The sequence below is a fragment of the Bradyrhizobium sp. WSM2793 genome, assembly GCF_000379585.1.
Taxonomy (GTDB): Bacteria; Pseudomonadota; Alphaproteobacteria; order Rhizobiales; family Xanthobacteraceae; genus Bradyrhizobium.
This window is the reverse complement of the sequence record NZ_KB902769.1, coordinates 43,991-69,421: the sequence shown is the minus strand read 5'-3', so window position 1 is coordinate 69,421 and position 25,431 is coordinate 43,991. Positions and strand designations below refer to the sequence as shown.

30 protein-coding genes are annotated in these 25,431 nt (G+C 65.1%); 23 read left to right on the top strand and 7 right to left on the bottom strand.

Going from position 1 to position 25,431, the window contains the following annotated elements; genetic code table 11:
• Positions 1-105 precede the first annotated feature (105 nt).
• From A3AS_RS0103470 to A3AS_RS0103420, 11 genes are all read left to right on the top strand, one after another.
• Complete coding sequence (locus A3AS_RS0103470; protein WP_026201627.1) at positions 106-912, top strand: response regulator; 807 nt, start codon at positions 106-108, stop codon at positions 910-912.
• Positions 913-1,050: 138 nt separating this feature from the next.
• The gene (locus A3AS_RS0103465; RefSeq protein WP_018316213.1) at positions 1,051-1,644 is read left to right on the top strand and encodes a nuclear transport factor 2 family protein; all 594 of its coding nucleotides are present in this window, start codon (positions 1,051-1,053) and stop codon (positions 1,642-1,644) included.
• A gap of 250 nt (positions 1,645-1,894) precedes the next feature.
• Entirely contained in the window at positions 1,895-2,302 is a 408-nt protein-coding gene (locus A3AS_RS0103460; RefSeq protein ID WP_018316212.1) for a hypothetical protein, read from the top strand.
• 123 nt (positions 2,303-2,425) lie between these two features.
• A complete protein-coding gene (htpG, locus tag A3AS_RS0103455; RefSeq protein WP_018316211.1) occupies positions 2,426-4,303 on the top strand; it encodes a molecular chaperone HtpG in 1,878 nt (625 codons plus the stop codon).
• Positions 4,304-4,431: 128 nt separating this feature from the next.
• The gene (locus A3AS_RS0103450) at positions 4,432-4,710 is read left to right on the top strand and encodes a DUF3551 domain-containing protein (protein ID WP_026201626.1); all 279 of its coding nucleotides are present in this window, start codon (positions 4,432-4,434) and stop codon (positions 4,708-4,710) included.
• Positions 4,711-4,744: 34 nt separating this feature from the next.
• A complete protein-coding gene (locus tag A3AS_RS0103445; RefSeq protein ID WP_018316209.1) occupies positions 4,745-5,014 on the top strand; it encodes a DUF3551 domain-containing protein in 270 nt (89 codons plus the stop codon).
• Positions 5,015-5,243: 229 nt separating this feature from the next.
• On the top strand, positions 5,244-7,058 hold the full coding sequence (locus A3AS_RS0103440) for a long-chain-acyl-CoA synthetase (protein WP_026201625.1): 1,815 nt from the start codon (positions 5,244-5,246) through the stop codon (positions 7,056-7,058).
• Positions 7,059-7,199: 141 nt separating this feature from the next.
• Positions 7,200-7,445, top strand: coding sequence for an acyl carrier protein (locus A3AS_RS0103435; protein WP_008543699.1), 246 nt, complete (start codon positions 7,200-7,202; stop codon positions 7,443-7,445).
• Positions 7,432-8,814 (top strand): class I adenylate-forming enzyme family protein, encoded by a 1,383-nt coding sequence (locus A3AS_RS0103430; protein ID WP_018316207.1) that lies wholly within the window; start codon positions 7,432-7,434, stop codon positions 8,812-8,814. The genes A3AS_RS0103435 and A3AS_RS0103430 overlap by 14 nt, the downstream gene beginning before the upstream one ends.
• On the top strand, positions 8,807-9,529 hold the full coding sequence (locus tag A3AS_RS0103425) for an SDR family NAD(P)-dependent oxidoreductase (RefSeq protein WP_018316206.1): 723 nt from the start codon (positions 8,807-8,809) through the stop codon (positions 9,527-9,529). Before A3AS_RS0103430 ends, A3AS_RS0103425 begins: the two co-directional genes overlap by 8 nt.
• A gap of 126 nt (positions 9,530-9,655) precedes the next feature.
• The gene (locus A3AS_RS0103420; protein WP_018316205.1) at positions 9,656-9,865 is read left to right on the top strand and encodes a hypothetical protein; all 210 of its coding nucleotides are present in this window, start codon (positions 9,656-9,658) and stop codon (positions 9,863-9,865) included.
• A gap of 4 nt (positions 9,866-9,869) precedes the next feature.
• On the opposite strand, the gene A3AS_RS0103415 is transcribed toward A3AS_RS0103420, so the two are convergent.
• Positions 9,870-10,268, bottom strand: coding sequence for a hypothetical protein (locus tag A3AS_RS0103415; protein ID WP_018316204.1), 399 nt, complete (start codon positions 10,266-10,268; stop codon positions 9,870-9,872).
• Positions 10,269-10,492: 224 nt separating this feature from the next.
• Here A3AS_RS0103415 and A3AS_RS0103410 point away from each other — a divergent pair, with 224 nt between their 5' ends.
• On the top strand, positions 10,493-11,638 hold the full coding sequence (locus tag A3AS_RS0103410) for a DUF3095 domain-containing protein (protein ID WP_018316203.1): 1,146 nt from the start codon (positions 10,493-10,495) through the stop codon (positions 11,636-11,638).
• A 4-nt stretch (positions 11,639-11,642) separates the two neighbouring features.
• Here A3AS_RS0103410 and A3AS_RS0103405 read toward each other — a convergent pair whose 3' ends face one another.
• The 3 genes from A3AS_RS0103405 to A3AS_RS0103395 form a co-directional block, all read right to left on the bottom strand.
• Positions 11,643-12,077: a DUF2147 domain-containing protein gene (locus A3AS_RS0103405; protein WP_018316202.1), complete on the bottom strand. Its 435-nt coding sequence runs from the start codon at positions 12,075-12,077 to the stop codon at positions 11,643-11,645.
• A gap of 107 nt (positions 12,078-12,184) precedes the next feature.
• Positions 12,185-13,570: an MATE family efflux transporter gene (locus tag A3AS_RS0103400; RefSeq protein WP_018316201.1), complete on the bottom strand. Its 1,386-nt coding sequence runs from the start codon at positions 13,568-13,570 to the stop codon at positions 12,185-12,187.
• Positions 13,571-13,653: 83 nt separating this feature from the next.
• Positions 13,654-14,181: a GNAT family N-acetyltransferase gene (locus tag A3AS_RS0103395; protein WP_018316200.1), complete on the bottom strand. Its 528-nt coding sequence runs from the start codon at positions 14,179-14,181 to the stop codon at positions 13,654-13,656.
• Positions 14,182-14,424: 243 nt separating this feature from the next.
• Between A3AS_RS0103395 and A3AS_RS0103390 the strand changes: the two genes are divergently transcribed.
• The 11 genes from A3AS_RS0103390 (at position 14,425) to A3AS_RS48135 (ending at position 22,571) form a co-directional block, all read left to right on the top strand.
• Positions 14,425-15,021: a superoxide dismutase gene (locus tag A3AS_RS0103390; RefSeq protein ID WP_018316199.1), complete on the top strand. Its 597-nt coding sequence runs from the start codon at positions 14,425-14,427 to the stop codon at positions 15,019-15,021.
• Between the two features lie 270 nt (positions 15,022-15,291).
• A complete protein-coding gene (locus A3AS_RS0103385; RefSeq protein ID WP_026201624.1) occupies positions 15,292-15,903 on the top strand; it encodes a permease in 612 nt (203 codons plus the stop codon).
• Positions 15,900-16,400 carry a hypothetical protein gene (locus A3AS_RS0103380; RefSeq protein WP_018316197.1) on the top strand — a complete coding sequence of 167 codons (501 nt, stop codon included), beginning with the start codon at positions 15,900-15,902 and terminating at the stop codon, positions 16,398-16,400. Before A3AS_RS0103385 ends, A3AS_RS0103380 begins: the two co-directional genes overlap by 4 nt.
• A gap of 43 nt (positions 16,401-16,443) precedes the next feature.
• Positions 16,444-16,680, top strand: a complete 237-nt coding sequence (locus A3AS_RS0103375) for a hypothetical protein (RefSeq protein WP_018316196.1) — start codon at positions 16,444-16,446, stop codon at positions 16,678-16,680.
• A 2-nt stretch (positions 16,681-16,682) separates the two neighbouring features.
• A complete protein-coding gene (locus A3AS_RS0103370; RefSeq protein ID WP_020508612.1) occupies positions 16,683-17,438 on the top strand; it encodes a metal ABC transporter ATP-binding protein in 756 nt (251 codons plus the stop codon).
• Between the two features lie 6 nt (positions 17,439-17,444).
• Positions 17,445-18,314: a metal ABC transporter permease gene (locus A3AS_RS0103365; RefSeq protein ID WP_018316194.1), complete on the top strand. Its 870-nt coding sequence runs from the start codon at positions 17,445-17,447 to the stop codon at positions 18,312-18,314.
• A gap of 6 nt (positions 18,315-18,320) precedes the next feature.
• Positions 18,321-19,184, top strand: coding sequence for a metal ABC transporter solute-binding protein, Zn/Mn family (locus A3AS_RS0103360; RefSeq protein ID WP_018316193.1), 864 nt, complete (start codon positions 18,321-18,323; stop codon positions 19,182-19,184).
• Positions 19,185-19,238: 54 nt separating this feature from the next.
• Positions 19,239-20,285, top strand: a complete 1,047-nt coding sequence (locus A3AS_RS0103355) for a GTP-binding protein (RefSeq protein WP_018316192.1) — start codon at positions 19,239-19,241, stop codon at positions 20,283-20,285.
• The gene (locus A3AS_RS0103350) at positions 20,285-21,304 is read left to right on the top strand and encodes a WD40 repeat domain-containing protein (RefSeq protein WP_026201623.1); all 1,020 of its coding nucleotides are present in this window, start codon (positions 20,285-20,287) and stop codon (positions 21,302-21,304) included. The genes A3AS_RS0103355 and A3AS_RS0103350 overlap by 1 nt, the downstream gene beginning before the upstream one ends.
• Before the next feature lie 121 nt (positions 21,305-21,425).
• On the top strand, positions 21,426-22,142 hold the full coding sequence (locus A3AS_RS0103345; RefSeq protein ID WP_018316190.1) for an MgtC/SapB family protein: 717 nt from the start codon (positions 21,426-21,428) through the stop codon (positions 22,140-22,142).
• 99 nt (positions 22,143-22,241) lie between these two features.
• Positions 22,242-22,571, top strand: coding sequence for a hypothetical protein (locus tag A3AS_RS48135; RefSeq protein ID WP_026201622.1), 330 nt, complete (start codon positions 22,242-22,244; stop codon positions 22,569-22,571).
• Between the two features lie 150 nt (positions 22,572-22,721).
• Here the strand turns inward: A3AS_RS48135 and A3AS_RS0103335 are convergent, their stop codons facing one another.
• The 3 genes from A3AS_RS0103335 to A3AS_RS0103325 form a co-directional block, all read right to left on the bottom strand.
• On the bottom strand, positions 22,722-24,164 hold the full coding sequence (locus A3AS_RS0103335; RefSeq protein WP_018316188.1) for a homospermidine synthase: 1,443 nt from the start codon (positions 24,162-24,164) through the stop codon (positions 22,722-22,724).
• 68 nt (positions 24,165-24,232) lie between these two features.
• On the bottom strand, positions 24,233-24,622 hold the full coding sequence (locus tag A3AS_RS0103330) for a RidA family protein (protein WP_018316187.1): 390 nt from the start codon (positions 24,620-24,622) through the stop codon (positions 24,233-24,235).
• A 147-nt stretch (positions 24,623-24,769) separates the two neighbouring features.
• Positions 24,770-25,357: a GNAT family N-acetyltransferase gene (locus A3AS_RS0103325; protein ID WP_018316186.1), complete on the bottom strand. Its 588-nt coding sequence runs from the start codon at positions 25,355-25,357 to the stop codon at positions 24,770-24,772.
• Between the last annotated feature and the right edge of the window lie 74 nt (positions 25,358-25,431).

Sequence of the window (25,431 nt, the reverse complement as noted above, 5' to 3'; positions counted from 1 at the left end):
CGGAACTTTTCTTGGCCTGAGGCGTAATCAGCCCAGCAGGGGAACCCGGGCCCCCCTCGGATTGCCTGGACGTCAAGGTTGGCCCCGAAGATGAATGGAGTGGGGATGTCCCGTTCACAGCTTGTTGCTGAACACTTGCCGTTGTTGCGCCGGTACGCACGCGCCCTGACGGGCAGCCAGGCCTCCGGTGACGCCTATGTCGCAGCCATGTTGGAAGCCATGCTGGGGGATCCGTCGGTGCTCGACGAGAGCCATGGACCGCGGGCCGGCCTGTTCAGGCTGTTCACCCAGATCTGGAATTCGGTCTCCGTCAACGATGATTCCGAGGTGACGACCTTGCCGATGCCGCCCGAGCGGCGGCTGTCGAACATCACGCCGCTGCCGCGCCAGGCCTTCCTGCTGCTCTCGCTGGAGGGATTCTCGGAAGAGGAAGTCGGCTACATCCTCGGCACCGACGTCGCCGAGACGCGGCGGCTTGCGGATGCCGCCGGACGCGAGATGGCCGCCGAGATCGCCACCGACGTGCTGATCATCGAGGACGAGACCTTCATCGCCATGGACCTCGAGAGCCTGGTGAAGAATCTCGGCCACAATGTCGTCGGCGTCGCGCGCACCCATGCCGATGCGGTGGCGCTGGCCAAGAACAAGCGGCCCGGCCTGATCCTCGCCGACATCCAGCTCGCCGACGGTTCGTCGGGCCTCGACGCCGTCAACGAATTGCTCCGCACGTTCGAGGTGCCGGTGGTGTTCATCACCGCATACCCGGAGCGCTTCCTCACCGGCGAGCGGCCCGAGCCTGCGTTCCTGATCTCAAAACCGTTCCAGCCCGCGATGGTGTCGGCGGTGGCGAGCCAGGCGCTGTTCTTCCAGCGCAACTCGCGCAACCGCACGCCGAAGGCGCCGGCGGCTTAATAGAGCTGGCCATTTGGCCAAACGATTTGATCCGGCGTGCTGCAAGGCACGCCGGATTTTTCGTTCGCCTGCCGTGCTTGACGTGCGTCGGCTTCGCCGCTCATACCTCCTGCATTGATCCCAGCCGGAGATGTGCCCATGGACCAGCAACTCCTCGATCGCCTCGCCATTCGCGACCTCGTCGAGAACTGGGCGGTCTGGCGCGATGCCGGTGACTGGGAGCGCTTTGCCACGGTCTGGCATGACGAGGGCTGGATGTCCGCCACCTGGTTTCAGGGGCCGGCGCGGGATTTCATGCGCGTCAGCCAGGAGGGCTTTGCCAGGGGCGTGCGCATCCTGCATTTCCTTGGCGGCACCAGCATCGATCTCGCAGGCGCGCGGGCCATCGCGCAGACCAAGATGACGATCTCGCAGCGTGCCCCGGTGCATGACGTGGTCTGCGACGTCGTCTGCACCGGGCGCTTCTACGATTTCCTGGAGAAGCGGCAGGGGAAGTGGGGCATTGTCCGCCGCCAGCCGATCTACGAGAAGGACCGGATCGACCCGGTCGATCCCGCAGCAGAGCTTCGCCTCGACCAGACAGCGCTGGCCGCATTGCCCGAAGGCTATCGCCACCTCGCCTACATGCAGGAGCTGATCGGCTACAAGGTCAAGCGCGACATGCCGGGCCTGATCGGCCCCGAGGTCGAGAAGCTCTATGGCGAAGGGCGCGACTGGCTGGCGGGGAAGTGAACCCCAGACAAAAGTAAGGCGCGACTGGCATCACCACAGTCGCGCCCTACGTCACCGGCTTATGGGGCAGGGGGGAATAGCCGGCTGTTGAGACGACTCCAGTCTGCGAAAGTCGTTCCACCCCTCGCGAAATATTTTGCGCACGCTGTCGTATTTGTCGCACACGGTTAAGTGATCGTAACCGCTAAGAACCCCTGATCCTTCGCCGGCGTTGTTCCCGCGATCGCCATGGGGCGAGGGATCGACAGCCATGTCACAGATTCATAAGGTATTTTTGAGCGTCGTTGCCGCTGCTGCGACGCTCGGTGCCGTGCAACTGGCCTCGGGTCATGATCTGGCAGACCGCTGGCAGGCGGTCGCCGACAAGGCCGACAAGCCCGGCCACAATGTCAATCGGACCGGCAAGGCCGACCGGCTCGCCGAGATCAAACAGGCAGCTGTTCCGACCCGCACCGTCTCGATGCGGCTGAATGACCTCGCCGACACCTCGGTGCTGCTGCGGGTCCCCGCGGTGATCGAGACCGGCAATGCCAAGCCGCCGGTGCTGCTCCAGAACCAGAAGAAGGTGCGCAACAGGCCGACGATCGCCTGCGAGCCGATGGTCAGCTCGCTGACTGAGGTCGCAAAGCTGCTCCAGCCCGGCCGCTGCGTGACCTGATCCGCCCGGGCGCCGGATAGATCGCTCTCCCGCCTGGAGGACGATTCTTCACGTCCACTTGATCCCCTCTACGCTCGCGTTATATCCCGGGTTTCTTCCCTTTCGTTTTGACCGGGTAAACGCATGACGACGTCAGACACGGCTGTGCATACGCAGCCCTTCCAGGCCGAGGTTTCCGAGCTTTTGCACCTGATGGTGCACTCCGTCTATTCCGAGACCGACATCTTTCTGCGCGAGCTCATCTCCAACGCGTCGGACGCCTGCGACAAGCTGCGCTATGAGGCAATCGCAACCCCTTCGCTGCTCGGCGAGGGCGACGCGCTCAAGATCCGCATCATCCCGAACAAGGCGGCCGGGACGCTCACGATCGCCGACAACGGCATCGGCATGGAGCGGCAGGAGCTGATCGACCATCTCGGCACCATCGCCCGCTCCGGCACCAAGGCATTCGTGTCGAAGCTGAAGGAGGCCAAGGACGGCCTCGGCCTGATCGGCCAGTTCGGCGTCGGCTTCTATTCCGCCTTCATGGTCGCCGACAGGATCGTCGTGGTCAGCCGCCGCGCCGGCGAGAGCGACGTCTGGACCTGGACGTCCTCCGGCGGCTCCGGCTTCGAAATCGCCCGTGCCGGCGACGAGGAGGCGGCGCGCCTGGCGCGCGGCACCGAGATCGTCCTGCACCTGAAGGACGACGCCAAGAAATATCTCGAGAGCTTCGAGATCGAGCGCATCGTCGGTGCCTATTCCGACAACATCCTGTTCCCGATCGAGCTGGTGCCGGAAGAGGGTGAGCCCCGTCAGATCAATTCGGCCAGCGCGCTGTGGCAACGCTCGAAATCCGAGCTGACGCCGGACGACTACAAGAAGGCCTATCAGCAGATCGCCTCCGCCTTCGACGATCCCGCGATGACGCTGCATTACCGCGCCGAGGGCCGCTATTCCTACGCGGTGCTGCTGTTCGCGCCCTCGACCAAGCCGTTCGACCTGTTCGAGCCGAACCGCAAGGGCCGGGTGAAGCTTTACGTCCGCCGCGTCTTCATCACCGATGATGCCGATCTGTTGCCGGGATATCTGCGCTTCATCCGCGGCGTCGTCGACAGCGAGGATCTCCCGCTCAACATCTCGCGCGAGATGCTGCAGAACAATCCGCAGCTGGCGCAGATCCGCAAGGCCGTGGCGACCCGGGTCGTGTCGGAGCTCGAAAGCCTGGCCGAGAAGGATCCGGAGAACTTCGCCAAGATCTGGGACGCGTTCGGCGCGGTGCTCAAGGAAGGCATTTACGAGGATTTCGAGCGGCGCGAAAAGCTGCTGGCACTTTCGCGCTTCACCACAACATCGGGCGAGAAGCGGTCGCTGAGGCAGGTCATCGCCGATTTCAAGCCGAACCAGACCGAGATCTATTATCTCGTCGGCGACAGTATCGAGCGGCTGAAATCCAATCCGCGGCTGGAGGCTGCGACCGCGCGCGGCATCGAGGTGCTGCTGCTGTCCGATCCCGTCGATGCGTTCTGGACCTCGATGCCGTCGGAGTTCGACGGCAAGCCGCTGAAGTCGCTGAGCCAGGGCGATCTCAATCTCGACCTGATTCCGCGCGTCGACGACAAGGACGAGGCAAAGAAGGACGAGCCCGAGGCGGATGAAGCGGCCACCATTGCCGTGATCAAGGCTGCGCTCGGCGAGCGTGTCAGCGACGTCAAGGCCTCGACGCGCCTCACCAGCTCGGCCTCCTGCCTCGTCGCCGACAGCCAGGGCCCGAGCCGCGAGCTCGAGCGCATCCTGTCGCAGCAAAACCGCGGCATGAAGACCAAGCCGATCCTGGAGATCAATCTGCGCCATCCGATGGTGGGCGCGATCACCAAGGCGCAAGCCGGCTCGAAGGCGGTCGATGATCTCAGCCTGCTCCTGCTCGAGCAGGCGCAGATCCTGGACGGCGAATTGCCGGAGGATCCGGCTGCGTTTGCCGCAAGGCTGAACCGGCTCGTGCTGCAGGGGCTCGGCGCTTAGCGCCGCAGCCCGCAGCGCTCACCTTGCCGTCATCTGTCCCTAGGAACAGTCGCCTCCGGCCTGGTGTTATGCCATACGAGGCTGCCGGCATCAGATCCGCCGCGGCCGTCGATTCGAGGATTAAGTACATGCGCCTGTCGATTTTGACCCTCACCGCGATTGCCGCGCTGTTCGTCGCGGCAGATGCCAGCGCCCAGACCTACGATCCGCGCTACCCGGTGTGCATGCACGTTTATACGCCCGGCGGCTTTACCGGTGGTGGCGGCGATTATTTCGACTGCTCCTTCACCTCGCTGCCGCAGTGCCGCGCGAGCGCGTCGGGCCGCGCGGCCAGCTGCGACGTCAACCCGTACTACGCCTTCGACCAGCCGCCGCAGCCGCGCCGGCGTCACAAGAAGGTGCAATAGCGAATCCGCGATGCCTCGTACCGGAACACAGTTCATGCGTTTCTCGTTCGGAATGATCGTGACCGCCGGCGCGATGCTCGCAGCCGCGCCGTCGCATGCGCAGACTTTTGATCCACGCTATCCGGTCTGCATGCACGTTTATTCAGGTGCGAACGGTGGGGGTGGAGAGTGGTACGACTGCTCCTTCACCTCGTTGCCGCAGTGCCGCGCCACGGCTTATGGCCGATCCGCGATCTGCGATCTCAATCCGTATTATCCGGTTCACGCGCCGCCGCCGTACTTGCGCTACAGGCGTAGCGGCTAGCGTCGGCAGGTGCTGCGCGCTAATCCTTCCTGCCCCCACAGCTCCGGCCATCTTGCGCCAGCGCGATCGGTCTCGGCCGTCACCACGCCGCCGAACTCATCGGCGTTGCCGTGCGGCGGTAAAGGATCACTAGAGTTAACCGCGCCCTAACAGAGGTTTACCTTGTCTCTTAACATCTGGGCAGGGCGCGGGGGCTAGATTGCCTGATGTCAGCAGGCGGCCCGAAAGAATCAACGGCATGACCCCCGGTGCCATCGAACGACAAAAAGTCGCGCGCGCGCCTTCGGCTTCAAAGATATGGCTGAAGGCCATCGAGCTCACGGCGCGGATCGAGACGCTGCCGGGGCGTCTGTTCGCCGACGTCATCGACGATTGGGCGCAGCGCCAGCCCGACCACGTCGCGCTGATCACCGACGACGCAAGCCTCGACTATGAAAGCCTGTCGAAGCGCATCAACCGCTACGCGCGCTGGGCGCGCTCGGCCGGCGTGGCCAAGGGTGATACGGTCGCCTTGATCATGCCGAACGGCATCGATTATGTCGCGGCCTGGCTCGGCATCAGCCGGATCGGCGGTGTGGCGGCGCTGCTCAACACCAGGCTGGTGGGACAGTCGCTCGCGCATTGCCTCGATGTCGCAAAGCCCTCGCATATCATCGTTGCGCAGGAGCTGACGCAGATGCTGGAGAGCGCAACGCCGCACCTGAAGACGCAGGCCAAGGTCTGGACGCATGGCGATGCCCGCAGCGAGCGCGCCATCGACGTCGCCCTCGCGGCGCTGGACGACGCTCCTTTGTCGCCGGAGGAGCACGGCGAGGTCACCATCGATGATCGCGCGCTGCTGATCTACACCTCGGGCACCACCGGCCTGCCGAAGGCTGCCAGCATCAGCCACCGCCGCATTCTCAATTGGGGCTTTTGGTTCGCCGGCCTCACCGGCGCGAGCCCGCAAGACCGGCTCTACGATTGCCTGCCCCTGTTCCACTCAGTCGGCGGCATCGTCGCGCCCTGCAGCATGCTCGCTGCGGGCGGCTCGGTGGTAATTGCGGAGAAATTCTCGGCCTCGCATTTCTGGTCCGACATCGTGCGCCATGACTGCACGCTGTTCCAATATATCGGCGAGCTCTGCCGTTATCTGCTCAAGGCCGCGCCGTCGGAATATGAGAACCGGCATCGTCTCCGCCTCGTCTGCGGCAACGGCCTGCGCGGTGACATCTGGGAAGACTTTCAGGCGCGTTTCGCCATTCCGCGCATCCTCGAATTCTATGCGGCGACGGAAGGCAACTTCTCGCTGTTCAACGTCGAGGGGCAGCCCGGCGCGATCGGTCGCATCCCACCGCTGCTGGCGCATCGCTTCCCTGCCAATCTCGTCAAGCTCGACCCCGACAGCGGCGTGCCGCTGCGCAACGAAGAGGGGTTTTGCCTCGCCTGCGCCCGTGGTGAGGCCGGCGAAGCCATCGGCCGCATCGGCACCGCCGATGAAGGCGGCGGGCGCTTCGAGGGCTACACCGACACCGGCGAGACCGAGAAGAAGATTCTTCGCGATGTCTTTACCAGGGGCGACGCCTGGTTCCGCACCGGCGACCTGATGCGGATCGACGACAAGGGCTTCTTCCATTTCGTCGATCGGATCGGGGATACTTTCCGCTGGAAGGGCGAGAATGTCGCGACCTCGGAGGTGAATGACGCGATGCGCGATTTCACCGGCGTGGTCGATGCCACAACTTACGGCGTCAGCATCCCCGGCGCGGACGGCCGTGCCGGCATGAGCGCGATCGTCGTCAACGAAGGCTTCGACATCGCGGCATTGCCCGCACATCTGGCGCAACGCCTACCGGCTTATGCGCGCCCGGTCTTCATTCGCATCTCCAGCGAGATCGATGCGACCGAGACGTTCAAGCAGAAGAAGGGCGATCTGTCGCGGGAAGGCTTCGATCCCGCCGCGATCTCCGATCCGCTGTTCATGGCAGACCCGAAGTCCGGGGCCTATGTGGCGCTCGATACCGAGGCCCATGCGCGAATCGTGGACGGCTCGATCAGGCTGTAAATCCCGCCAAAATCCGCAGATAGGTCCAATTTTATCTGAATTGTCCAAGAAGCCATTTACTTCTGTCGGGTAAACAGGCGGCCATGGGGAGGCGGCCAGCAAGAGCCGCCGCAACACCAACGATAACAAAGCGAGCCAGCCATGTCGGTAAGGTCTAAGGTCATTGACGCGATCCAGCAGATCGCCAAAGAGCAGCACGTCACGCTTCCCGCGCTCTCGGACGATCTGTCGCTGCACGAGACGGGTTTCGACTCGCTCGCCTTCGCCATCCTGGTCGCGCGCCTCGAGGACGAGACCGGCGTCGACCCCTTCACCATCTCCGAGGACGCAGCGTTTCCCGCCACGGTGGGCGATTTCGTGCGGGCCTACGAAAATGTCCCCGCGTGAGATCTTTGCGCTTCGCGACCATCTCGGCGCGGAGCTGACCGGCCGTACGCTGTCGGACGCGCAAACCTGCGTGTCGCTGACCGATATCCTGTCGCAGACGGTCCTGGGCGGCCGCCTGCGCGAATTGTCCGGCCGCTCCGTGCTGCTCAAATTGTCCGACCAGCTCCGGTCGGGTCTTGCCATGATCGAGCTCGACGGCATCGCCCGTCGCATGCTGCTGTGCCCGCCCGATCTCAATCCGGCGCATCTCGAGGCATTGATCGCCGATGCCGAGATCGACGCCGTCGTGACCGACGAATCCGATCGCTGGGCCGGGACTGGCGTCCCGCTCATCGTCACCGCGCAATTGCCGCTCGAAGCCACCGCGCCGGCCAAGACCGAACGCGCGACGGAATGGCTGATGCTCACCTCGGGCACTTCAGGCGTGCCGAAGATCGCCGGCCACACGCTGGAGGCGCTGACCGGTGCGATCGTTGCCGAAGGCCCCGCGCGCGGCCCGGCGCCGGTCTGGGCGACCTTCTACGACATCCGCCGCTATGGCGGCCTGCAAATCTTCCTCCGCGCCGTCCTTTCCGGCGGCTCGATGGTGCTGTCCGATCCCCATGAGGCGCTCGGTGATCACGTCGCGCGGCTGAAGGCGCGCGGCGTCTCGCACATCTCCGGCACGCCCTCGCACTGGCGCAAGCTCCTGATGAGCGGTTCGGCCGCGCAGTTCGCCCCTCGCTACGTCCGCCTCTCCGGTGAAATCGCCGACCAGGCGGTGCTCGACGGGCTGAAGGCGGCATTCCCCAATTCTTCCGTCGGTCATGCCTATGCCTCGACCGAAGCCGGCGTCGGCTTTGCCGTCAATGACGGCCTGGAAGGCTTTCCGGCCAACTATCTCGGCAATCGCAATGGCGTCGAGATGAAAGTGGTCGACGGCTCGCTGCGTATCCGTTCGACGCGCACCGCGCATGCCTATGTCGGCCGCAATGCCGCCGCGCTCACCGATGACGACGGATTTGTCGACAGCGGCGACATCGTCGAGCTGCGCGGCGAGCGCTACTATTTCGTCGGCCGCCGCGGCGGCATCATCAATATCGGCGGACTGAAGGTCCACCCCGAAGAAATCGAGGCGGTCATCAACCGCCATCCCGACGTGCGGATGTCGCGGGCCAAATCGCGGAAGAGCCCCATCACCGGCGGCATCGTGGTCGCCGATGTGATCCTCACCGAGGGCACCGATCCCGCCCGGGCGAAGGAGATCCGCGACCAGATCCTGGAGCGGTGCCGCGCGCAGCTCGCGTCCCACAAGGTGCCGGCGGTGATCCGCTTCGTCGAGGCGCTCGACGTCACCCCGGCCGGAAAACTGGCGCGCACCGATGCATAATGTCCTCGTCACCGGCGGCAGCCGCGGCATCGGCCTTGCGATCGGCAAGCGCCTCTCCGGCGCCGGATACAACGTGGTCGCGGCCGCCCGGCGCGAGAGCGAAGAGCTCAAGGCCGCGATTGCGGGCTCCGAAGGGCGCCTGCATTTCCGCGCCTGCGACCTTGCCGTGATCGACGCCATTCCGGCTTTTGCAAAACTCGTGCGCGACGAGTTCGGCCCGACCTACGGCCTCGTCAACAATGCCGGCCTCGGCACCGAAGGCCTGCTCGCCACCATGCATAATTCCGAGATCGAGGCGCTGGTGCAGCTCAACGTGCTGTCGCCGATCATCCTCACCAAATATGTGGCACGGCAGATGATGGCCGATGGCGCCGGCCGCATCGTCAACATCTCCTCGATCATCGCGACCACCGGCTATAACGGCCTGTCCGTCTATGGTGCGACCAAGGCGGCTGCCACCGGCTTCACCCGCTCGCTGGCGCGCGAGGTCGGCAAGCTCGGCATCACCGTGAACGCGATCGCGCCGGGTTTCATCGACACCGAGCTCACGCACAATCTGTCCGACGAGGCGCGCAAGCGCATCGCCGGCCGCAGCGCGCTGCGCCGCCTGCCGGAGACGGACGACGTCGCGCGCATGGTAGAATATCTCTTGGGCGAAGGCGGCCGCAACGTCACCGGGACGGTGTTTACTGTCGACGCGGGGAATACGGCCTAGGCGGAACTCCGCCGTCATGATTGCGTTGATCCGGCACAATGACATCCAGCCGGATTTGGTCGTAAGATGCCCCGCAATCGATTGGGTTACGTCAATCGATCTGCCCTAATCGACAAGGAGCAGTCCATGACCTTGCCCAGCATGACCGCTTCAAATCAGGGCCGGACCGAGCAATCCCGCGCGAAGCAGGACGATGCCCGTTGCCCGCCGATGACGCACCAGAATTCCGGCGGTCATGGCCACGAAATGTACCCGCAGCAATTCGTGCGCCTGGTCGGCTGCCATGATGCGTCTCTCGATAGCTTGCGTAAGCGTCAGGACGAGAAGCTGCATTAGCAGCTCACGTCCGGTGCTTCGGCGGGTCTTTCGGCAGGTCAATCCGCTCATGTGAAAATTCCGGCGGCCCTTCGGTGAGGCGGCGGATGCGGCGGTCGCGTTCGTCCACGGGCAATGCCGGATCGAGCAGCGTCTCGATCTCGTGGACCGCGATCTCTTCGATCCTGGTGGCGTCCGATGCGATTGGGTGCACCGGGGCGTGGACCGGGGGCGCGATCTTCAGGCCCAGCTCGATCAGCTTGCAGATCGCATCCGAGCGGGTCAGTTGATGGGCTTCAGCCCAGGCATCGACGGCTGCCGTCAGTCTTTCGGGCATCTTCACCGCGCTGATCGGGTCGATGCCCGTGCGCCGGCGGACCGGAGAGGTGGAGTCCTTGCTGCCGAAGTCGGACACCTCGATCATCCCATGCAACCCTTGGAGCTGAGGACAATAGCCGTTCTTCCCGGCCGGCCGCTTGATGCCGATCAATGACACGCTGCGGCATTGCAACGCGGCCTCATCTTGTTGCTGCCCTATCTTGTTGTCTGGAACCGTTTCGGCCAATGATTGAAAGGGGCCGCCGGCCGGCGAACCCGGATCGATCCTGCCACGTATTTGTTTCGCATTCCAACCATCCGGCATCCCCGATGACCTCAGGCGAATCCTTCTATGGCGGCATTCCCGTCTTCCGCGGCTTCACCAGCCTGATGGACCCTGCGCTCTATGTGCCGTTGCCGGACGATTGGAGCATCGGCGTCGCCGATATCGTCGATTCCACCAAGGCGATCGCGGCGCAGCGCTACAAGGCGGTGAACATGGCCGGCGCCGCCGTGATCGCGGCGGTGACGAACGCGTTGGAGGGACGCGAATTCCCCTTCGTGTTCGGCGGCGACGGCGCGAGCTTTGCGGTTGCGCCAGGCGACCTCGAACCTGCCCGAGAGGCGCTGGCGGCAACCGCGACCTGGGTGCGGGAAGATCTCGATCTGACGATGCGGGTCGCGCTGGTGCCGGTCAGCGCCATCCGCGCGCAGGGCCTCGACGTGCGCGTCGCGCGCTTCGGGCCGTCGGCCAACCTGTCCTATGCGATGTTCTCGGGCGGCGGGCTCGCCTTCGCCGATGCCGCGATGAAGCGCGGGGAGTTTGCCGTGCCGGCAGCGCCGGCGGGCACGCAGCCCGATCTCTCGGGCCTGTCCTGCCGCTTCGAGGTGATACCGGCCTCACGTGGGCTGATCCTCTCGGTTCTGGTGATGCCGGCGCGCGGCGCCGACCCGCATGCCTTCCGCAAGGTGATCGAGGACGTCATCCATCTCGTCGAGCGCAGCCCGGACGGCGCCCGCCCGGTACCGCCGCAGGGACCGCCGCTGAAATGGCCGCCGCAGGGGCTGGAATACGAAGCCCGCACCAGACGCGGTGGTCCGCTGCTCGCGCGCCGCGCCACCGTGCTGGCCTATACGCTGTTCGTCTATCTGATCATGCGCTTCGACCTCAACGTCGGCGGCTTCGTGCCGAACGTCTACAGGCGTCAGGTGGTCGAGAACTCGGACTTCAGGAAATTTGACGACGGCCTGCGCATGATCCTCGACTGCACGCCGCAGCTCGAGCGCGCGCTGAGCGACCGTCTGGCGGCGGCTGCGCGCGAGGGTATCGTGCGCTTCGGTCTCTATCAGCAGGACGCCGCCATGATGACCTGCTTCACGCCGTCGGCGCTGCGCAGTGATCACGTCCATTTCATCGATGGCGCACGGGGCGGCTACGCCTCGGCGGCGACGGCGCTGAAGGCGATGGTGGCGTGAAGCGTCAGCGTCCCGTCCGCGTCCAGGTCTCGCCGCCGCAGAGCGCGCCGACGCAGCCTTCGACCCGCAGCGAATCCGCTCCCATCACGGAGATGCTGCTGGCATAGGTACTGCCGTCGTCGGCATTGTAGATCTGGCCGGACCATTTGTTCGGACCTGAGGGCTGCATGCCGCTGAACAATGGCAGGCCGATCATCGGGCGCCTGGCGAGCTCGCGATTGGGGTTCTTGCTGTCGGTGGCGGGCTGGCCGGTCGCGGTGTCGTAGGGCTCGCGCAGCCAGGCGACGATGCCGCAGATGCCGCCGCCGCACTTGCTGATCTTGACGCGCGCATCACCCGCCTGGGTCAGCCATGTCCCATCGGCGCTCTGCGCATGCGCGGCCGGCGCGCCGAGCAGCGCAGCGAGAAGGACGATGAGAGCAGCGAATCTGGAAGTCATGGAAGAGGCCCCGAAAATGGAGCGCCTCCATAGCAGCCCGGCGGGATAGTGCAACGCTGGCTGGAATCACATTCCTGCGTTCATTTGCCTGCGTTGATGTCCTGCGATCATTTGTCCCAGCGCGCGAAGGCGACCGAGGCCGCAGTCGACAGGCCGAACACCGCCATGGCGCCGCCGACCAGCGCGAACAAGGTCCAGGCCGGCGCCTGCGTCATCATGAGGACGACGCCGCCGATCGCGACGATCAGAAGCCGCGCGGTGGAAGCGAGCACGGGGCCGCCGACGCGCGCCGCGCCTTGCGAGGAGAAGTAGAGCGACACGCCGATGCCGAAGAACACGAAGGTCGGGCCGGCCCAGTGGAAATAGCTGTGCGCGGCGGCGGTGACGCCGGGATCGCGCGTGAAGAGCGCGACCCATAGCGACGGAGCGAGCGCGACGGCGAGGCCGATCAGGCCGACCGTCAATCCGGAAGCTGCAGCGGCGGTCCAGGCCACACGCCGCGCGCGCTTCACCTGTCCGGCGCCCATCGCCATTCCGACCATCGGCACCGAGGCGATGCCGAAGGCGAAGGTGATCGGGATCAGCAAGAATTCCAGCCGCGAGCCGATGCCGTAGCCGGCCAGCATCTCGGTGCCGAACGTGGCCAGGATCTTCGTGAAGATCAAAATGGTGAGCACGGTCTGGAGCGGCGACAGGCAGGCCACCGCACCAACCTTGAGGATGTCCAGGAACATCGCGCGCTCGAAATGAAACGCGCGAATATTCAGCGGCAGCCGGCTGCGGCCGGACGCGAGATACCAGAGGAAGAAGACCGCGGCGCAGGTGAACGCGATCAACTGGCCGCTGGCGACTCCCGGCATGCCGAAGGGCTTCACGCCGAACAGGCCGAGCCCCAACGTGCCGCCGAGCGCGATCTGGAGCACGCTGGCGCCGATCAGCGTCATCGAGGGCAGGCGCATGTCGCCGGTGCCGCGGATCACCGAGGCGAGCGTGTTGACGAGCCAGATCGCGACCGCGCCGGAGAACAGCACCTGCGAATAGCCGCTGGCCTCCTCGAGCACGCGATCGCGCCCGCCGAGCAGGGTGAAGAAGGAGCGGCCGAAGACGAGCATCATCACCGTGAAGAACAGCCCGCCGCAGAGGCCGATGATGGCGGCATGCAGCGCCAGCGTCGCGGCGCGGTCACGATCCCCGGCGCCGAGCGCGCGGCTGATCGCGGACGAAACGCCGCCGCCCATCGCGCCCGCGCTCATCATCTGCGTCAGCATCGCGAACGGAAACACCAGCGCGATCGCGGCGAGCGGAATGGTGCCGAGCCGGCCGATATAGGAGGTCTCGGCGATCGCAACCAAAGTGCTGCCGACCATCGCGATCATGTTGGGGATCGCGAGCCGCAGCAGCGTCGGCAGGATCGGCGCAGTCAGCAGGCTGGCGATCGGGGAGGCGACCGGCGCAATCGGCGGGACGGCGTCTGCAGGGGCGTCGATCGTCATGTTCACCGGGCGGAATTTTAGATGATGATCGACATATTATAGGGCGGCCGAGCCCCTGCGGCAGCCCTCACTCCACGCAGGGGTCACCACGGCAGGCCGCATAGGTCGATGGTGCCCAGCGTCGGCGCGCGGACGATGTTGAAGACGTAGGGCGCCATCTCGGTGAAGCGGATCCGCCCCTCCGGCTGCTCGCAATAGACCTCGCCCTTGAAGGGCAGCCAGCTCCGGGTCTCGTAGAACGAAAAATTGTGTGGTTCGCAGAACAGCAGCGCGAAGCGAACGGCCTCGTTGGCGCGAATGGTGTGAACCGCCGCGTCGATCGCCACGGTCGCATAGCCGCGACCGCGCCGGTCCTCGCGGGTGCAGACCCCGCCGATGCCGCCGATATGGACCTTCTGTCCGTTCCAGGTGACGGTGCGGAAGTAGATGCCGACATGGCAGACGAGACCGTCCTCGGGCGTCTCGATCAGCACGCGCAGGTCGGCATTGGCCCATTTGACGTGAGCCCAGGCCGGCTTCTCCGCTGCGTCTTGACCCCAGACCGCGCTGAGCAGCGGCTTGGCGATCGGCCACGAGGCGTCGCCGTTCAAAATGTCGATCTCGATGCTCATGGCTTTGTCTCTCGCAACGCGGCTGCGCGGTTCATTCGTTCTGTCATAACCGGTTCAAAGGCAACGATATTCTGCGGCCGGCGATCGGCCCCGGTTGAATGTCCCTCGGTGCTGCGAAGTTATGCAATCCGGCCAAGCCGTGGCATCACGTCTTTTCGCAAATTCTGAGGTATTTAACGGCGGTGGAACCTTCTATAAGAGTCCCCGTTAAGCCAGTTCCCCATCAGTCGCGGACAACATCCCATGACCTTTACACTGCCCCCCCTCCCTTACGCCTATGACGCCCTTGGCCAGTTCATGTCGAAGGAGACGCTGGAATTCCACCACGACAAGCATCATCAGGCCTACGTCACCAACGGCAACAACGCGCTCAAGGGGACCGAATGGGAAGGCAAGTCCCTTGAAGAGATCGTCAAGGGCTCGTTCGGCAAGAACCCCGCGGTGTTCAACAATGCCGGCCAGCACTACAACCACATCCACTTCTGGAGCTGGATGAAGCCCAATGGCGGCGGCACCAAGCTGCCGGGCAAGATCGAGAAGAAGATCAACGAGGACCTCGGCGGCTTCGAGAAGTTCAAGACCGACTTCCAGGCGGCCGGCGTCGGCCAGTTCGGCTCCGGCTGGTGCTGGCTCCAGGTCAAGAACGGCAAGCTCGAGATCTCCAAGACCCCGAACGGCGAGAATCCGCTGGTGCATGGCGCCACCCCGATCCTCGGCTGCGACGTCTGGGAGCACTCCTATTACATCGACTACCGCAACCGCCGCCCCGATTATCTCAAGGCGTTCGTCGAGAACCTCGTGAACTGGGAATACGTCGAGTCCCTGCTCGAGAAGGCGTAAGGCCTCGTTGTCATTCCGGGGCGCCCGCAGGGCGAACCCGGAATCCAGAAGTTGTGGCGCGAGATTCTCAGGTGCGCAGTTGCGCACCAGAGCTCGCACTTTGTGCGCCCCGGAATGACAGAAAACAAAAGGCGGTCGCTCGCGCGGCCGCCTTTTTGCTGTGCGGAATTGCCCTGCGTGGCGCGCGCACCGGTCTGTCATCGTACTGTTTGCATCGAATGGACGCCGCCCTTAATCAGGAACGGCATCACCCTCGAGCGACCGAGCCCGTTGTCAGAACCTTCCCCGAAGAACCCGGCGCCTGCCGAGGACGCGGAGTCCGAACCGCGGCCGGGGCGGGTCCGCAAGCCGATCGGCTGGTCGACGATCATCATCGCAGCGCTGGTCGCGGTGAGTGCGACCTTGGTCTGGCGGCGTGACGGCACCGACGGTGTTCTCGACATTCTGACCCACGATCTGTCGCTATTCTCAGGCATCCTGCCGCGCGTGCTCGCCGGCTGCCTGCTCGGGGCCTTCATCTCGGAGATCCTGCCGCACGAAAAGGTCTCGCGCTCGCTCGGACCGAAATCCGGCCTGATGGGGCTGCTGATCGGCACCGCCTTCGGCGCGATCCTGCCGGGCGGTCCCTTCACTGCCTATCCCGTGGCGAGTGCGCTGCTCGCAGTCGGCGCCGATTTCGGCGCCACCATCGCCATGGTCGTGAGCTGGACCCTGATCGGCTATGGCCGGGCGGTGGCCTGGGAAATCCCGATCATGGGCACCGACTTCACGCTGTGGCGGATTCTGATTTCGCTGCCGCTGCCGGTACTCGCCGGTGCGCTCGGCCGCTTCGTCTATGTCCGGCTCTATCCGAAGCGTGAAAGCGACGAGGACGCGGCATGAGCGCCGCGCTTTTCATCGACATCCTGTTGTGGGGATCGGTGTTCGGCGTCGGGCTGATCGCCTTTCGCCGCGGCCCGCCTGTGTTCAAGGCCTCGCTGCGCGAAGGTTCGATGGATTTCATCAACATCGTGCCGCGCATCGCGCTGGGCGTGATCGGCTCCGGCTACATCGCCGCGATCATCCCGCAGGAGGTGATCACCGGCTGGCTCGGGCCGGACAGCGGCTGGCTCGGGGTTGCGACCGCCGTGGTCGCCGGCGCCGCCACGCCGGGCGGGCCCGTGATCGGCTTCTCCATCGGCACGGTGGCGCTGAAGTCGGGCGGCGGGGTGCCGCAGGTGGTGGCCTATGTCGTAGCCTGGGCCCTGTTCGCCTTCCAGCGGGTGATCTTGTGGGAAATCCCGTTCATGCCGGCCCGTTTCGTCTGGTTCCGCTGCGCCGTGTCGGTGCCGTTTCCTTTCGTGGCAGCTGCCATCGCGATGGTGATCGGCAAGCCGTGAGCCCGACGTGGACAGGGGTTATGTTATAATATAACGTTCCGAAATGGTTCCCGCCGCGTCCCACGCCCACCATCACGACCATGCCCATGGCCATTCTCATGACCACGCGCATTCGCATGGGCACGACCACACCCACGCCCATGTCCACGACGCGGCCTCGCCGCATCCGGCCCAGGCGGCGCCCTGGTCGATCCTGCGCATGACCATGGCCGCGCGCCTTCTGGCCGCGCTCGCCGTCTGTGCCGTGCTCTGGGGCGTGGTCTTCCTGGCGATGAGGTGACCATGGCGGCGCTGCACTTCCACAATGTCACGCTCGGCTATGACCGGCATCCGGCCGTGCACCATCTCAACGGTGAGGTTGCGCGGGGCGCGCTGGTCGCCGTGATCGGCCCGAATGGCGCCGGCAAGTCGACCCTGCTGCGCGGCATCGTCGGCATCCTCCGGCCGCTCGACGGCAGCATCCATCTCGGCGGGCTCGACTCTCGCGATATCGCCTATCTGCCGCAGAGCGCGGAGATCGACCGCAGCTTCCCGATCTCGGTGTTCGACTTCGTCGGCACCGGGCTGTGGCGCGGGACCGGCTTGTTCGGCGGTATCGGCAAGGCGGCGCGCGGGAAGATCTTGCGCGCGATCGCCTCCGTCGGCCTCAATGGCTTCGAGAACCGCCCGATCGGTACGCTCTCGGGTGGCCAGATGCAGCGCGTGCTGTTCGCGCGCGTGTTGCTCCAGGACGCAAGCCTGATCGTGCTGGACGAGCCCTTCAACGCCATTGACAGCAAGACCACGACCGACCTGCTCGCGCTGGTCAAGCACTGGCATGGCGAGGGCCGCACCGTGCTCGCCGCGCTGCACGACATGGAGATGGTGCGCAACCATTTCACCGAGACGCTGGTGCTGGCGCGAGGCCCCGTGGCGTGGGGACCGACAGTGGAGGTTCTGACGCCGGAAAACCTGCTGGTGGCGATGCGGATGTGCGAGGCGTTCGACGACAGCGCCGCGGCCTGCGCCGCCGACGATACCAGCTCGCGGGCGGCGTGATCACCGATGCTCTACGACACGCTGATCGGTCCCTTCACCGAATTCGAGTTCATGCGGCGGGCGCTGGCCGCCGTGATCGCATTGTCGCTGGCCGGTGCGCCGATCGGCGTCTTCCTGATGCTGCGGCGGATGAGCCTCGTCGGCGATGCCATGGCGCATGCGATTCTGCCCGGCGCGGCGGTCGGCTTCCTGCTCTCCGGGCTCAATCTGTTCGCGATGACGGCCGGCGGGCTGATCGCAGGCTTTGCCGTCGCGATCCTCGCCGGCGTCGTCGCGCGCTCGACCGGGCTGAAGGAGGACGCCTCGCTCGCGACCTTCTATCTGGCCTCGCTGGCGCTCGGCGTCACCATCGTCTCGATCAAGGGCACCAATATCGACCTGCTCCACGTGCTGTTCGGCAACATCCTCGCGATGGACGACCAGACCCTGCTGGTGGTGGCCTTCAACGCCACCGTGACGCTGCTGGTGCTCGCCGTGATCTACCGCCCGCTGGTGATCGAGAGCGTCGATCCCTTGTTCTTGCGCACAGTCAGCCGCGCCGGCGGTCCCGCGCATCTCGCCTTCCTGGCGCTGGTCGTGATCAACCTCGTCAATGGCTTTCAGGCCCTTGGCACGCTGCTTGCGGTCGGCCTGATGATCCTGCCGGCGGGTATCGCGCGGTTCTGGTCACGCGATCTCACCGTCATGATCTGCATCGCGGTGGTCGCTGCCGCGGCTTCCGGCTATGCCGGCCTCGTGCTGTCGTTCCAGACCCGCGTGCCGTCCGGCCCTGCGGTCATTCTCGTGGCGACGGTGCTCTACATCGCCTCCGTGCTGTTCGGCCGCGTCGGCGGCATCGTCCGGCAGATGTTTCCCGGCCGGCATCTGGAAGCGTGACGGGCGATGCGCTTCCTTCTGTTCCTTGCCTTGCTGACCATCGCCTCGCCGTTGCAGGCCGCGGAACGGCTCAACGTCATTGCGAGCTTCTCGATCCTCGGCGACTTCGTCCGTAACGTCGGGGGAGATCGGGCCAACGTTACGACGCTGGTCGGCCCCGACAGCGACGTCCACGTCTATACGCCGGCGCCAGCCGATGCGAAGCGGGTCGCGGAGGCGAAGCTCGTCATCGTCAATGGGCTCGGGCTGGAGGGCTGGCTGCCGCGTCTCGTGCAGTCCGCAGGGAGCAAGGCCGTGGTGGTCACCGCGAGCGCCGGCATCGTGCCGCTGAAGCTCGGTTCGGCCGCCGACCCCCACGCCTGGCAGTCGGTCCCCAACGCCAAGGTCTACGTGACCGATATTGCCAATGCGCTGGCGGCGGCCGCCCCGGATGATGCGGAGTTCTTCCGGGTCCAGGCAAAAGCCTATCTGGAAAAGCTCGAAACGCTCGACCGCGAGGTCCGCGAGGCCGTGGCGAAAATCCCGCCGGAGCGGCGCAAGGTGATCTCGACCCATGACGCCTTCGGCTATTTTTCCGCCGAATACGGTATCCAGTTCATCGCCCCCCTGGGGGTCTCCACCGAAACCGAGCCGAGCGCACGCGACATCGCGGCCATCATCGGCCAGATCAAGGCACAAAAAATACCGGCCGTGTTTCTGGAAAATATCAGCGACGACCGGCTGATCCGGCGGATCGCGGCCGAGACCGGCTCAAAAGTCGGCGGGACCCTGATTTCGGACGGTTTGACCGGCGAAAAGGGGCCTGCACCCACTTACATTGATATGGTCAGGCACAATATAAAGGCGCTGACCAGCGCGCTTGACCACTAGGGCAGGGGCCACCCCGCCTCGCGTCGCGCGAAAAGCCCGAAGTCCGGAGTTGTTATGTCTGAAGCGACCTCTCAGAAAATTCCCGTGACCGTCCTGACCGGCTATCTCGGTGCCGGCAAGACCACGCTCCTGAACCGCATCCTGTCGGAGAATCACGGCAAGAAATACGCCGTCATCGTCAACGAATTCGGCGAGATCGGCATCGACAACGACCTCATCATCGGCGCCGATGAGGAAGTGTTCGAGATGAACAATGGCTGCATCTGCTGCACCGTGCGCGGTGACCTCGTGCGCATCATGGACGGCCTGATGAAGCGCAAGGGCAAGTTCGACGCCATCATCGTCGAGACCACCGGCCTTGCCGATCCGGCGCCGGTCGCCCAGACCTTCTTCGTCGACGAGGACGTGCAGAAGAATGCGCGGCTCGATGCCGTGGTCACGGTGGCCGACGCCAAATGGCTGTCCGATCGGCTCAAGGACGCGCCCGAGGCCAAGAACCAGATCGCCTTTGCCGACGTCATCGTGCTGAACAAGACCGATCTCGTCAGCAAGGGCGAGCTTGCCGAGGTCGAAGCCCGCATCCGCGGCATCAATCCCTATGCGAAACTCCACCGCACCGAGCGCTGCTCGGTGGCCCTGGCCGACGTGCTCGACCGCGGCGCCTTCGATCTCGACCGCATCCTCGACATCGAGCCGGACTTCCTGGAGGCCGACGATCATGACCACGACCATGATCACCACCATCACGGCCACGATCATCACCACCATGATCACGGTCACGGCCTGAAGCACTATCACGACGAGGACATGCAGTCGCTGTCGCTCAAGACCGACAAGCCGCTCGATCCGAATGTGTTCATGCCCTGGCTGCAGAATTTGGTGCAGGTCGAAGGCGGCAAGATCCTGCGCTCCAAGGGCATCCTCGCCTTCCACGACGACGACGATCGCTACGTCTTCCAGGGCGTCCACATGATGCTGGAGGGTGACCACCAGCGAAAGTGGAAGGAGGGCGAGCCGCGCGAGAGCCGCCTCGTCTTCATCGGCCGCGAATTGCCGGAAGAGGCCATCCGCAAGGGTTTTGAGAGCTGCATCGTCTCGTGATGAAAGAGTTTTCGCCGGCCCCCGATTCCGCCTCGATCGTCTCCGTCACCGATCGCGTCAAGCCGGTTACGCTCGGCATGGGCGTGACCTCGGTGCATTTCCTCAGGGATCGCGCCGCCTTCGTCGGCGGCGAGGAGAATGTCGCGTTCGTCGATGACAAGGGTGAGATCAGCACGGTCACTGTTCACAGCGGCGGCATTCTCTCCACCGCCTGCGATGGCAAGCGCCTCGTGATGGGGGGCGACGACGGCAAGGTCGTCTCGCTCGACGCCAAGGGCGAGGTGACGCTGCTCGCCACCGATCCCAAGCGACGCTGGATCGATGCGGTGGCGCTGCATGCGGACGGATCCTACGCCTGGTCGGCCGGCAAGACGGCTTTCGTCAAGAGCGGCAAGATCGAAGAGAAGTCGCTCGAGGTGCCCTCGACCGTCGGTGGGCTTGCGTTCGCGCCCAAGGGACTCCGGCTCGCAATCGCCCATTACAATGGCGCGACGCTGTGGTTTCCGAACATGGCGGGATCAGCCGAATTCCTGCCCTGGGCCGGCTCGCATCTCGGCGTCACTTTCAGCCCGGACAACAAATTCCTGGTCACCACCATGCACGAGGCGGCGCTGCATGGCTGGCGGCTTGCCGACAACAGGCATATGCGGATGACCGGCTATCCCGGCCGCGTCCGCTCGATGTCCTGGAGCGCGGGCGGCAAGGGGCTCGCGACCTCGGGCGCCGACACCGTCATCATTTGGCCGTTCGCCAGCAAGGACGGTCCGATGGGCAAGGAGCCCGCGATGCTCGCGCCACTGCAGGCGCGGGTGTCGGTGGTCGCCTGCCATCCGAAGAACGACATCCTCGCCGCCGGCTACAGCGACGGCACCGTGCTGATGGTGCGGCTGGAGGATGGCGCCGAGATCCTGGTCCGCCGCAACGGCACGCCGCCCGTGGCCGCGCTCGCCTGGAATGCGAAAGGCACGCTGCTCGCTTTCGCCGATGAAAATGGGGACGGCGGAATGCTGGAGCTTTAAACTGTCATCCTTTAGGCCGTAGGGTGGGCAAAGGCGCTCTTGCGCCGTGCCCACGATCTTTTTGCATTGACGGGAGCCGTGGGCACGCTTCGCTTTGCCCACCCTACGGCAGCTGACATTCATGCGATTTCTGACGACCTTCCAGCTTGCTGATTTCCTCGACACGCTAATCAGCCTGACTACGGCCTTCGTGCTGGGCACGCTGATCGGTGCCGAGCGGCAATATCGCCAGCGTACCGCGGGCCTGCGCACCAATGTGCTGGTCGCAGTCGGCGCGGCCGCCTTCGTCGATCTCGCCATGCAGCTGGACGGCGCCGATGGCGCGGTGCGGGTCATCGCCTATGTCGTCTCGGGCATCGGCTTCCTCGGCGCCGGTGTCATCATGAAGCAAGGTATGGACGTGCGCGGGCTCAACACCGCTGCGACGCTATGGGCTTCGGCCGCTGTCGGCTCCTGCGCCGGTGCCGACATGATCGCGCAGGCGGCGGCGCTGACCGTCTTCGTCATCGCCGGCAACACCATGCTGCGCCCCCTGGTCAACGCCATCAACCGCATCCCGCTGAACGAGAAGGCGCTGGAGGCGACCTATTATTTCAAGCTCGCGGTCGCCGCCGACGCACTGCCCGACATGCGCGACCGCCTCGTCGACAAGCTCGAAGGTGCGAAATATCCGGTGGCGGGTATCGAGGTCGTCGAGCTCGGCGAGGATATGCTGGAGATTGTCGCCAAGCTGGTCGCCAGCGCGGTCGACCCGAACGAGCTGAACGCGGCGGCGACCGATCTCCAGCATCTGCCCGGCGTCCGCCACGCGACGTGGGAAGTCAGCACGACGGAGTGAGCGCGGCGTTTTGGCGCGCAGGCTGCAGTTCCCCCTCGCCGGGAACGGAACCCCGGTCGGGCAATTTCGTTGATCCCGCGGACAAAGGCGGTGATCGACATGACAGTCAATGACAAGCGCAGACTGAAACTCGACCTTCTGATCGCCTGTTCGCTGTTCGCAGCAGGTGTCGTTATATCGGGCATATCGATCGCGCAGATCCGCGCCGAGAGCCGGATGCAACTGGCGCAGGCGACACCGCCGCTTCAGGGCACGCCCTCTGACGAGCAGAGCAAGGTGCCCGCGGAAGCCAAGCCGGGCGGCGACCGGCCGACCACGCCGGCCCCCGAGCCGGCGCGGCCTGAGCCGCAGACACAAGGCGCGGCGACCAAGCCGGCACTGCCGCCGGCACCGGCCGAGAAGATCGCGCCGCCGATCGAGAAGAAGTAGCTGTCTGATAGACCAACGGTGTCATCGTCCGCGAAGGCGGACGATCCAGTATTTCAGAGACCGTAGTGATTGAACCGAGACGCCGCGGCGTACTGGATGCCCCGCCTTCGCGGGGCATGACAGCTGTGGTGGGGCCGAAGCCCGCGCCCCTCACCGCACGAGAATGTTCTTGAACTGCCAGGGATCGCTGGTGTCGATGTCTTCCGGGAACAGTCCCGGACGATCCGTCAGCGGCGTCCAGTCGGTGTAGAACCCCTTCACTGGGCCGAGATAGGGCAGCTGGATTTCCAGCAGGCGATCGAAATCCATCTCGTCGGCTTCGACGATGCCTTCCTTCGGGTTCTCCAGCGCCCACACCATGCCGCCGAGCACGGCGGAAGTCACCTGCAGGCCGGTGGCGTTCTGGTAGGGCGCGAGCTTGCGGGTCTCCTCGATGGAGAGCTGCGAGCCGTACCAGTAGGCATTGTTGTCGTGGCCGAACAGGAGCACGCCGAGCTCGTCGATGCCGTCGACGATCTCGTTCTCGTCGAGGATGTGGTGCTTCTCCTGCATCTTGGCGGCGCGGCCGAACATCTCGTGCAGCGACAGCACGGCATCGTCGGCCGGATGATAGGCATAGTGGCAGGTCGGCCGGTAGATCGCCTTGCCCGATGCGTCGCGCACCGTGAAGTAATCGGCGATCGAGATCGACTCGTTATGGGTGACGAGGAAGCCATATTGCGCGCCGCGGGTCGGGCACCAGGTGCGCACGCGCGTGTTGGCGCCGGGCTGCATCAGGTAGATGGCCGCGCCGCAGCCGGCTTCGTGGGTCCGCGCGTTCTCGGGCATCCATTTTTCATGGGTGCCCCAGCCGAGCTCTGACGGCTGCACGCCTTCCGACAGGAAGCCTTCGACCGACCAGGTGTTGACGAACACGTCGGGCTCTTTCGGCTTCTTCGAGCGCTGGGTGTCGCGTTCGGCAATGTGAATGCCCTTGATGCCGGCCTGCCGCATCAAATCCGCCCATTCGGCCTTGGTCTTCGGCTTGGGGGCATTGAGCTTGAGATCGGCGGCGACGTTGAGGAGCGCCTGCTTGACGAAAAAGGAGACCATACCGGGATTGGCGCCGCAGCAGGAGACCGCCGTGGTCGAGCCCGCGGGACGCGCGCGCTTGGCCGCCAGCGTGGCTTCGCGCAGGGCGTAATTGGAGCGCGCTTCCGGACCCTTCGAGGAGTCGAAATAGAAGCCCAGCCAGGGCTCGTTGACGGTGTCGATGTAGAGCGCGCCGAGCTCGTTGCAGAGCTCCATGATGTCGGTGGAGCCGGTGTCGACCGATAGATTGACGCAAAAGCCCTGGCCGCCGCCTTCGGTCAGCAGCGGGGTCAGCAACTCGCGGTAATTGTCCCGGGTCACGGCCTTCTGGATGAAGCGCACATTGTGCTTTTCGCAATGCGCCTTGCGGCCCTCGTCCTTGGGATCAATCACGGTGACGCGGGACTTGTCGTAGTCGAGATGCCGCTCGATCAGCGGCAACGTGCCTTTGCCGATGGAGCCGAAGCCGACCATGACGATGGGACCGGTGATCTTCGCGTAGATCTGCGAGGCGGGGCTCATGGGATGGTTTTCTCCGGAACGTGCTGGCAAACAAATGGTGAGGGGTGGATCAGGCGCTGCAGCGCGTGTCAGATGCTGCGGCGCTTGGCGGTGACTTCGATCTCGACCTTCATCTCGGGCTTGGCGAGGGCGCTGACGACCAGCAACGTCGCCGCCGGCCTGATGTCACCGAGGACCTCGCCGCAGACGGCGAAGTGGGCGTCGATGTAGCTGGCGTCGGTGACGTAGTAGGTCGCACGGACAATATCGGCCATCTCGAATCCGCCCTCTTTCAGGGCAGCTTCGATGGTCTTGAAGCAGTTGCGTGACTGGCTCGTGACATCAGCCGGCATCGTCATCGTGGTGTAGTCATAGCCCGTGGTTCCCGCGACGAAGGCGAAATCGCCGTCGATCACGGCGCGGCTGTAGCCGACGGTCTTCTCGAGGGGAGAGCCGGTGGAAATGAGGCGACGGGACATGTTTCGGACCTCGACTGAAAGGGGTGTTTCGCGGGGTTAAAGGGCGTTTCCCGGGCCTGCGCAACCCCGAAAGAGCGGGCGTCAGGACGGGCGCAGCCGGGCGTTGCCGCTTTACGCGGCTTCGGTCGTCGCCATCATGGCAATCCCTCAGGCCGCGTGCGCATGGAGGGCGCGAAGGACCCTCCGTTTGGACAGGGGCGCGCCGGTCGGGACAATCATCCCCTCGGCGCCATCGAGCGCACCCGCCTGGAATTCGATCGCGAGCAGCCGGTCGCGCTCGAACGGGCCGGGCAGCGCCAGCGCGCCGGTCTTCTCGCCCGAGAAGCCGAAGCGGGCATAATAGGGGGCATCGCCGAGCAGGATGACGGCTTCATGCCCGCGCGCCCGGGCGGCGGCCAGCGCTTGATGCATCAGCGCGGCGCCGATCCCGAGCTCGCGGCAGGCAGGGTCAACCGCCAGCGGTCCGAGGACCAGAGCAGGCCTGCCTCCGGCGCTGACGTGCCACAGCCGCACGGTTCCCACGAGCTTGCCCTCGCGCACCGCCGACAGGGCAAGGCCTGTGGCGGGCGCGCGTCCGTCGCGCAGGCGCTGGCAGGTGCGGCCGTGGCGGTTCTCGCCAAAGCAGGCATCGAGCAGCGCTTCACGGGCGGCGACGTCGGCAGCACGCTCCGCGCGGATCACGAACGGAGCGGCTTTCGAGGTGAGGGCGATCTGTGGCTTCCGAAAAGCAGTCATGGCGCGTCAGTCCCCGCTTGAACCGGCGTGCGCACAGCACGCCTGTCCAAGACGTCGTCAGATCGAACTGTCAG

Excerpts from the sequence above, each read along its gene's own strand:
- A3AS_RS0103435 (WP_008543699.1), top strand. The coding sequence starts at position 7,200 with ATGTCGGTAAGGTCTAAGGTCATTGACGCGATCCAGCAGATCGCCAAA.
- A3AS_RS0103445 (WP_018316209.1), top strand. The coding sequence starts at position 4,745 with ATGCGTTTCTCGTTCGGAATGATCGTGACCGCCGGCGCGATGCTCGCA.
- htpG (WP_018316211.1), top strand. The coding sequence starts at position 2,426 with ATGACGACGTCAGACACGGCTGTGCATACGCAGCCCTTCCAGGCCGAG.
- A3AS_RS0103335 (WP_018316188.1), bottom strand. The coding sequence starts at position 24,164 with ATGAGCCCCGCCTCGCAGATCTACGCGAAGATCACCGGTCCCATCGTC.
- A3AS_RS0103360 (WP_018316193.1), top strand. The coding sequence starts at position 18,321 with ATGCGCTTCCTTCTGTTCCTTGCCTTGCTGACCATCGCCTCGCCGTTG.
- A3AS_RS0103390 (WP_018316199.1), top strand. The coding sequence starts at position 14,425 with ATGACCTTTACACTGCCCCCCCTCCCTTACGCCTATGACGCCCTTGGC.
- A3AS_RS0103420 (WP_018316205.1), top strand. The coding sequence starts at position 9,656 with ATGACCTTGCCCAGCATGACCGCTTCAAATCAGGGCCGGACCGAGCAA.
- A3AS_RS0103355 (WP_018316192.1), top strand. The coding sequence starts at position 19,239 with ATGTCTGAAGCGACCTCTCAGAAAATTCCCGTGACCGTCCTGACCGGC.
- A3AS_RS0103330 (WP_018316187.1), bottom strand. The coding sequence starts at position 24,622 with ATGTCCCGTCGCCTCATTTCCACCGGCTCTCCCCTCGAGAAGACCGTC.
- A3AS_RS0103400 (WP_018316201.1), bottom strand. The coding sequence starts at position 13,570 with ATGACGATCGACGCCCCTGCAGACGCCGTCCCGCCGATTGCGCCGGTC.
- A3AS_RS0103380 (WP_018316197.1), top strand. The coding sequence starts at position 15,900 with ATGAGCGCCGCGCTTTTCATCGACATCCTGTTGTGGGGATCGGTGTTC.
- A3AS_RS0103350 (WP_026201623.1), top strand. The coding sequence starts at position 20,285 with ATGAAAGAGTTTTCGCCGGCCCCCGATTCCGCCTCGATCGTCTCCGTC.
- A3AS_RS0103410 (WP_018316203.1), top strand. The coding sequence starts at position 10,493 with ATGACCTCAGGCGAATCCTTCTATGGCGGCATTCCCGTCTTCCGCGGC.
- A3AS_RS0103470 (WP_026201627.1), top strand. The coding sequence starts at position 106 with ATGTCCCGTTCACAGCTTGTTGCTGAACACTTGCCGTTGTTGCGCCGG.
- A3AS_RS0103430 (WP_018316207.1), top strand. The coding sequence starts at position 7,432 with ATGTCCCCGCGTGAGATCTTTGCGCTTCGCGACCATCTCGGCGCGGAG.
- A3AS_RS0103365 (WP_018316194.1), top strand. The coding sequence starts at position 17,445 with ATGCTCTACGACACGCTGATCGGTCCCTTCACCGAATTCGAGTTCATG.
- A3AS_RS0103425 (WP_018316206.1), top strand. The coding sequence starts at position 8,807 with ATGCATAATGTCCTCGTCACCGGCGGCAGCCGCGGCATCGGCCTTGCG.
- A3AS_RS0103405 (WP_018316202.1), bottom strand. The coding sequence starts at position 12,077 with ATGACTTCCAGATTCGCTGCTCTCATCGTCCTTCTCGCTGCGCTGCTC.
- A3AS_RS0103325 (WP_018316186.1), bottom strand. The coding sequence starts at position 25,357 with ATGACTGCTTTTCGGAAGCCACAGATCGCCCTCACCTCGAAAGCCGCT.
- A3AS_RS0103370 (WP_020508612.1), top strand. The coding sequence starts at position 16,683 with ATGGCGGCGCTGCACTTCCACAATGTCACGCTCGGCTATGACCGGCAT.
- A3AS_RS0103460 (WP_018316212.1), top strand. The coding sequence starts at position 1,895 with ATGTCACAGATTCATAAGGTATTTTTGAGCGTCGTTGCCGCTGCTGCG.
- A3AS_RS0103375 (WP_018316196.1), top strand. The coding sequence starts at position 16,444 with ATGGTTCCCGCCGCGTCCCACGCCCACCATCACGACCATGCCCATGGC.
- A3AS_RS0103395 (WP_018316200.1), bottom strand. The coding sequence starts at position 14,181 with ATGAGCATCGAGATCGACATTTTGAACGGCGACGCCTCGTGGCCGATC.
- A3AS_RS48135 (WP_026201622.1), top strand. The coding sequence starts at position 22,242 with ATGACAGTCAATGACAAGCGCAGACTGAAACTCGACCTTCTGATCGCC.
- A3AS_RS0103345 (WP_018316190.1), top strand. The coding sequence starts at position 21,426 with ATGCGATTTCTGACGACCTTCCAGCTTGCTGATTTCCTCGACACGCTA.
- A3AS_RS0103465 (WP_018316213.1), top strand. The coding sequence starts at position 1,051 with ATGGACCAGCAACTCCTCGATCGCCTCGCCATTCGCGACCTCGTCGAG.
- A3AS_RS0103415 (WP_018316204.1), bottom strand. The coding sequence starts at position 10,268 with ATGATCGAGGTGTCCGACTTCGGCAGCAAGGACTCCACCTCTCCGGTC.
- A3AS_RS0103450 (WP_026201626.1), top strand. The coding sequence starts at position 4,432 with ATGCGCCTGTCGATTTTGACCCTCACCGCGATTGCCGCGCTGTTCGTC.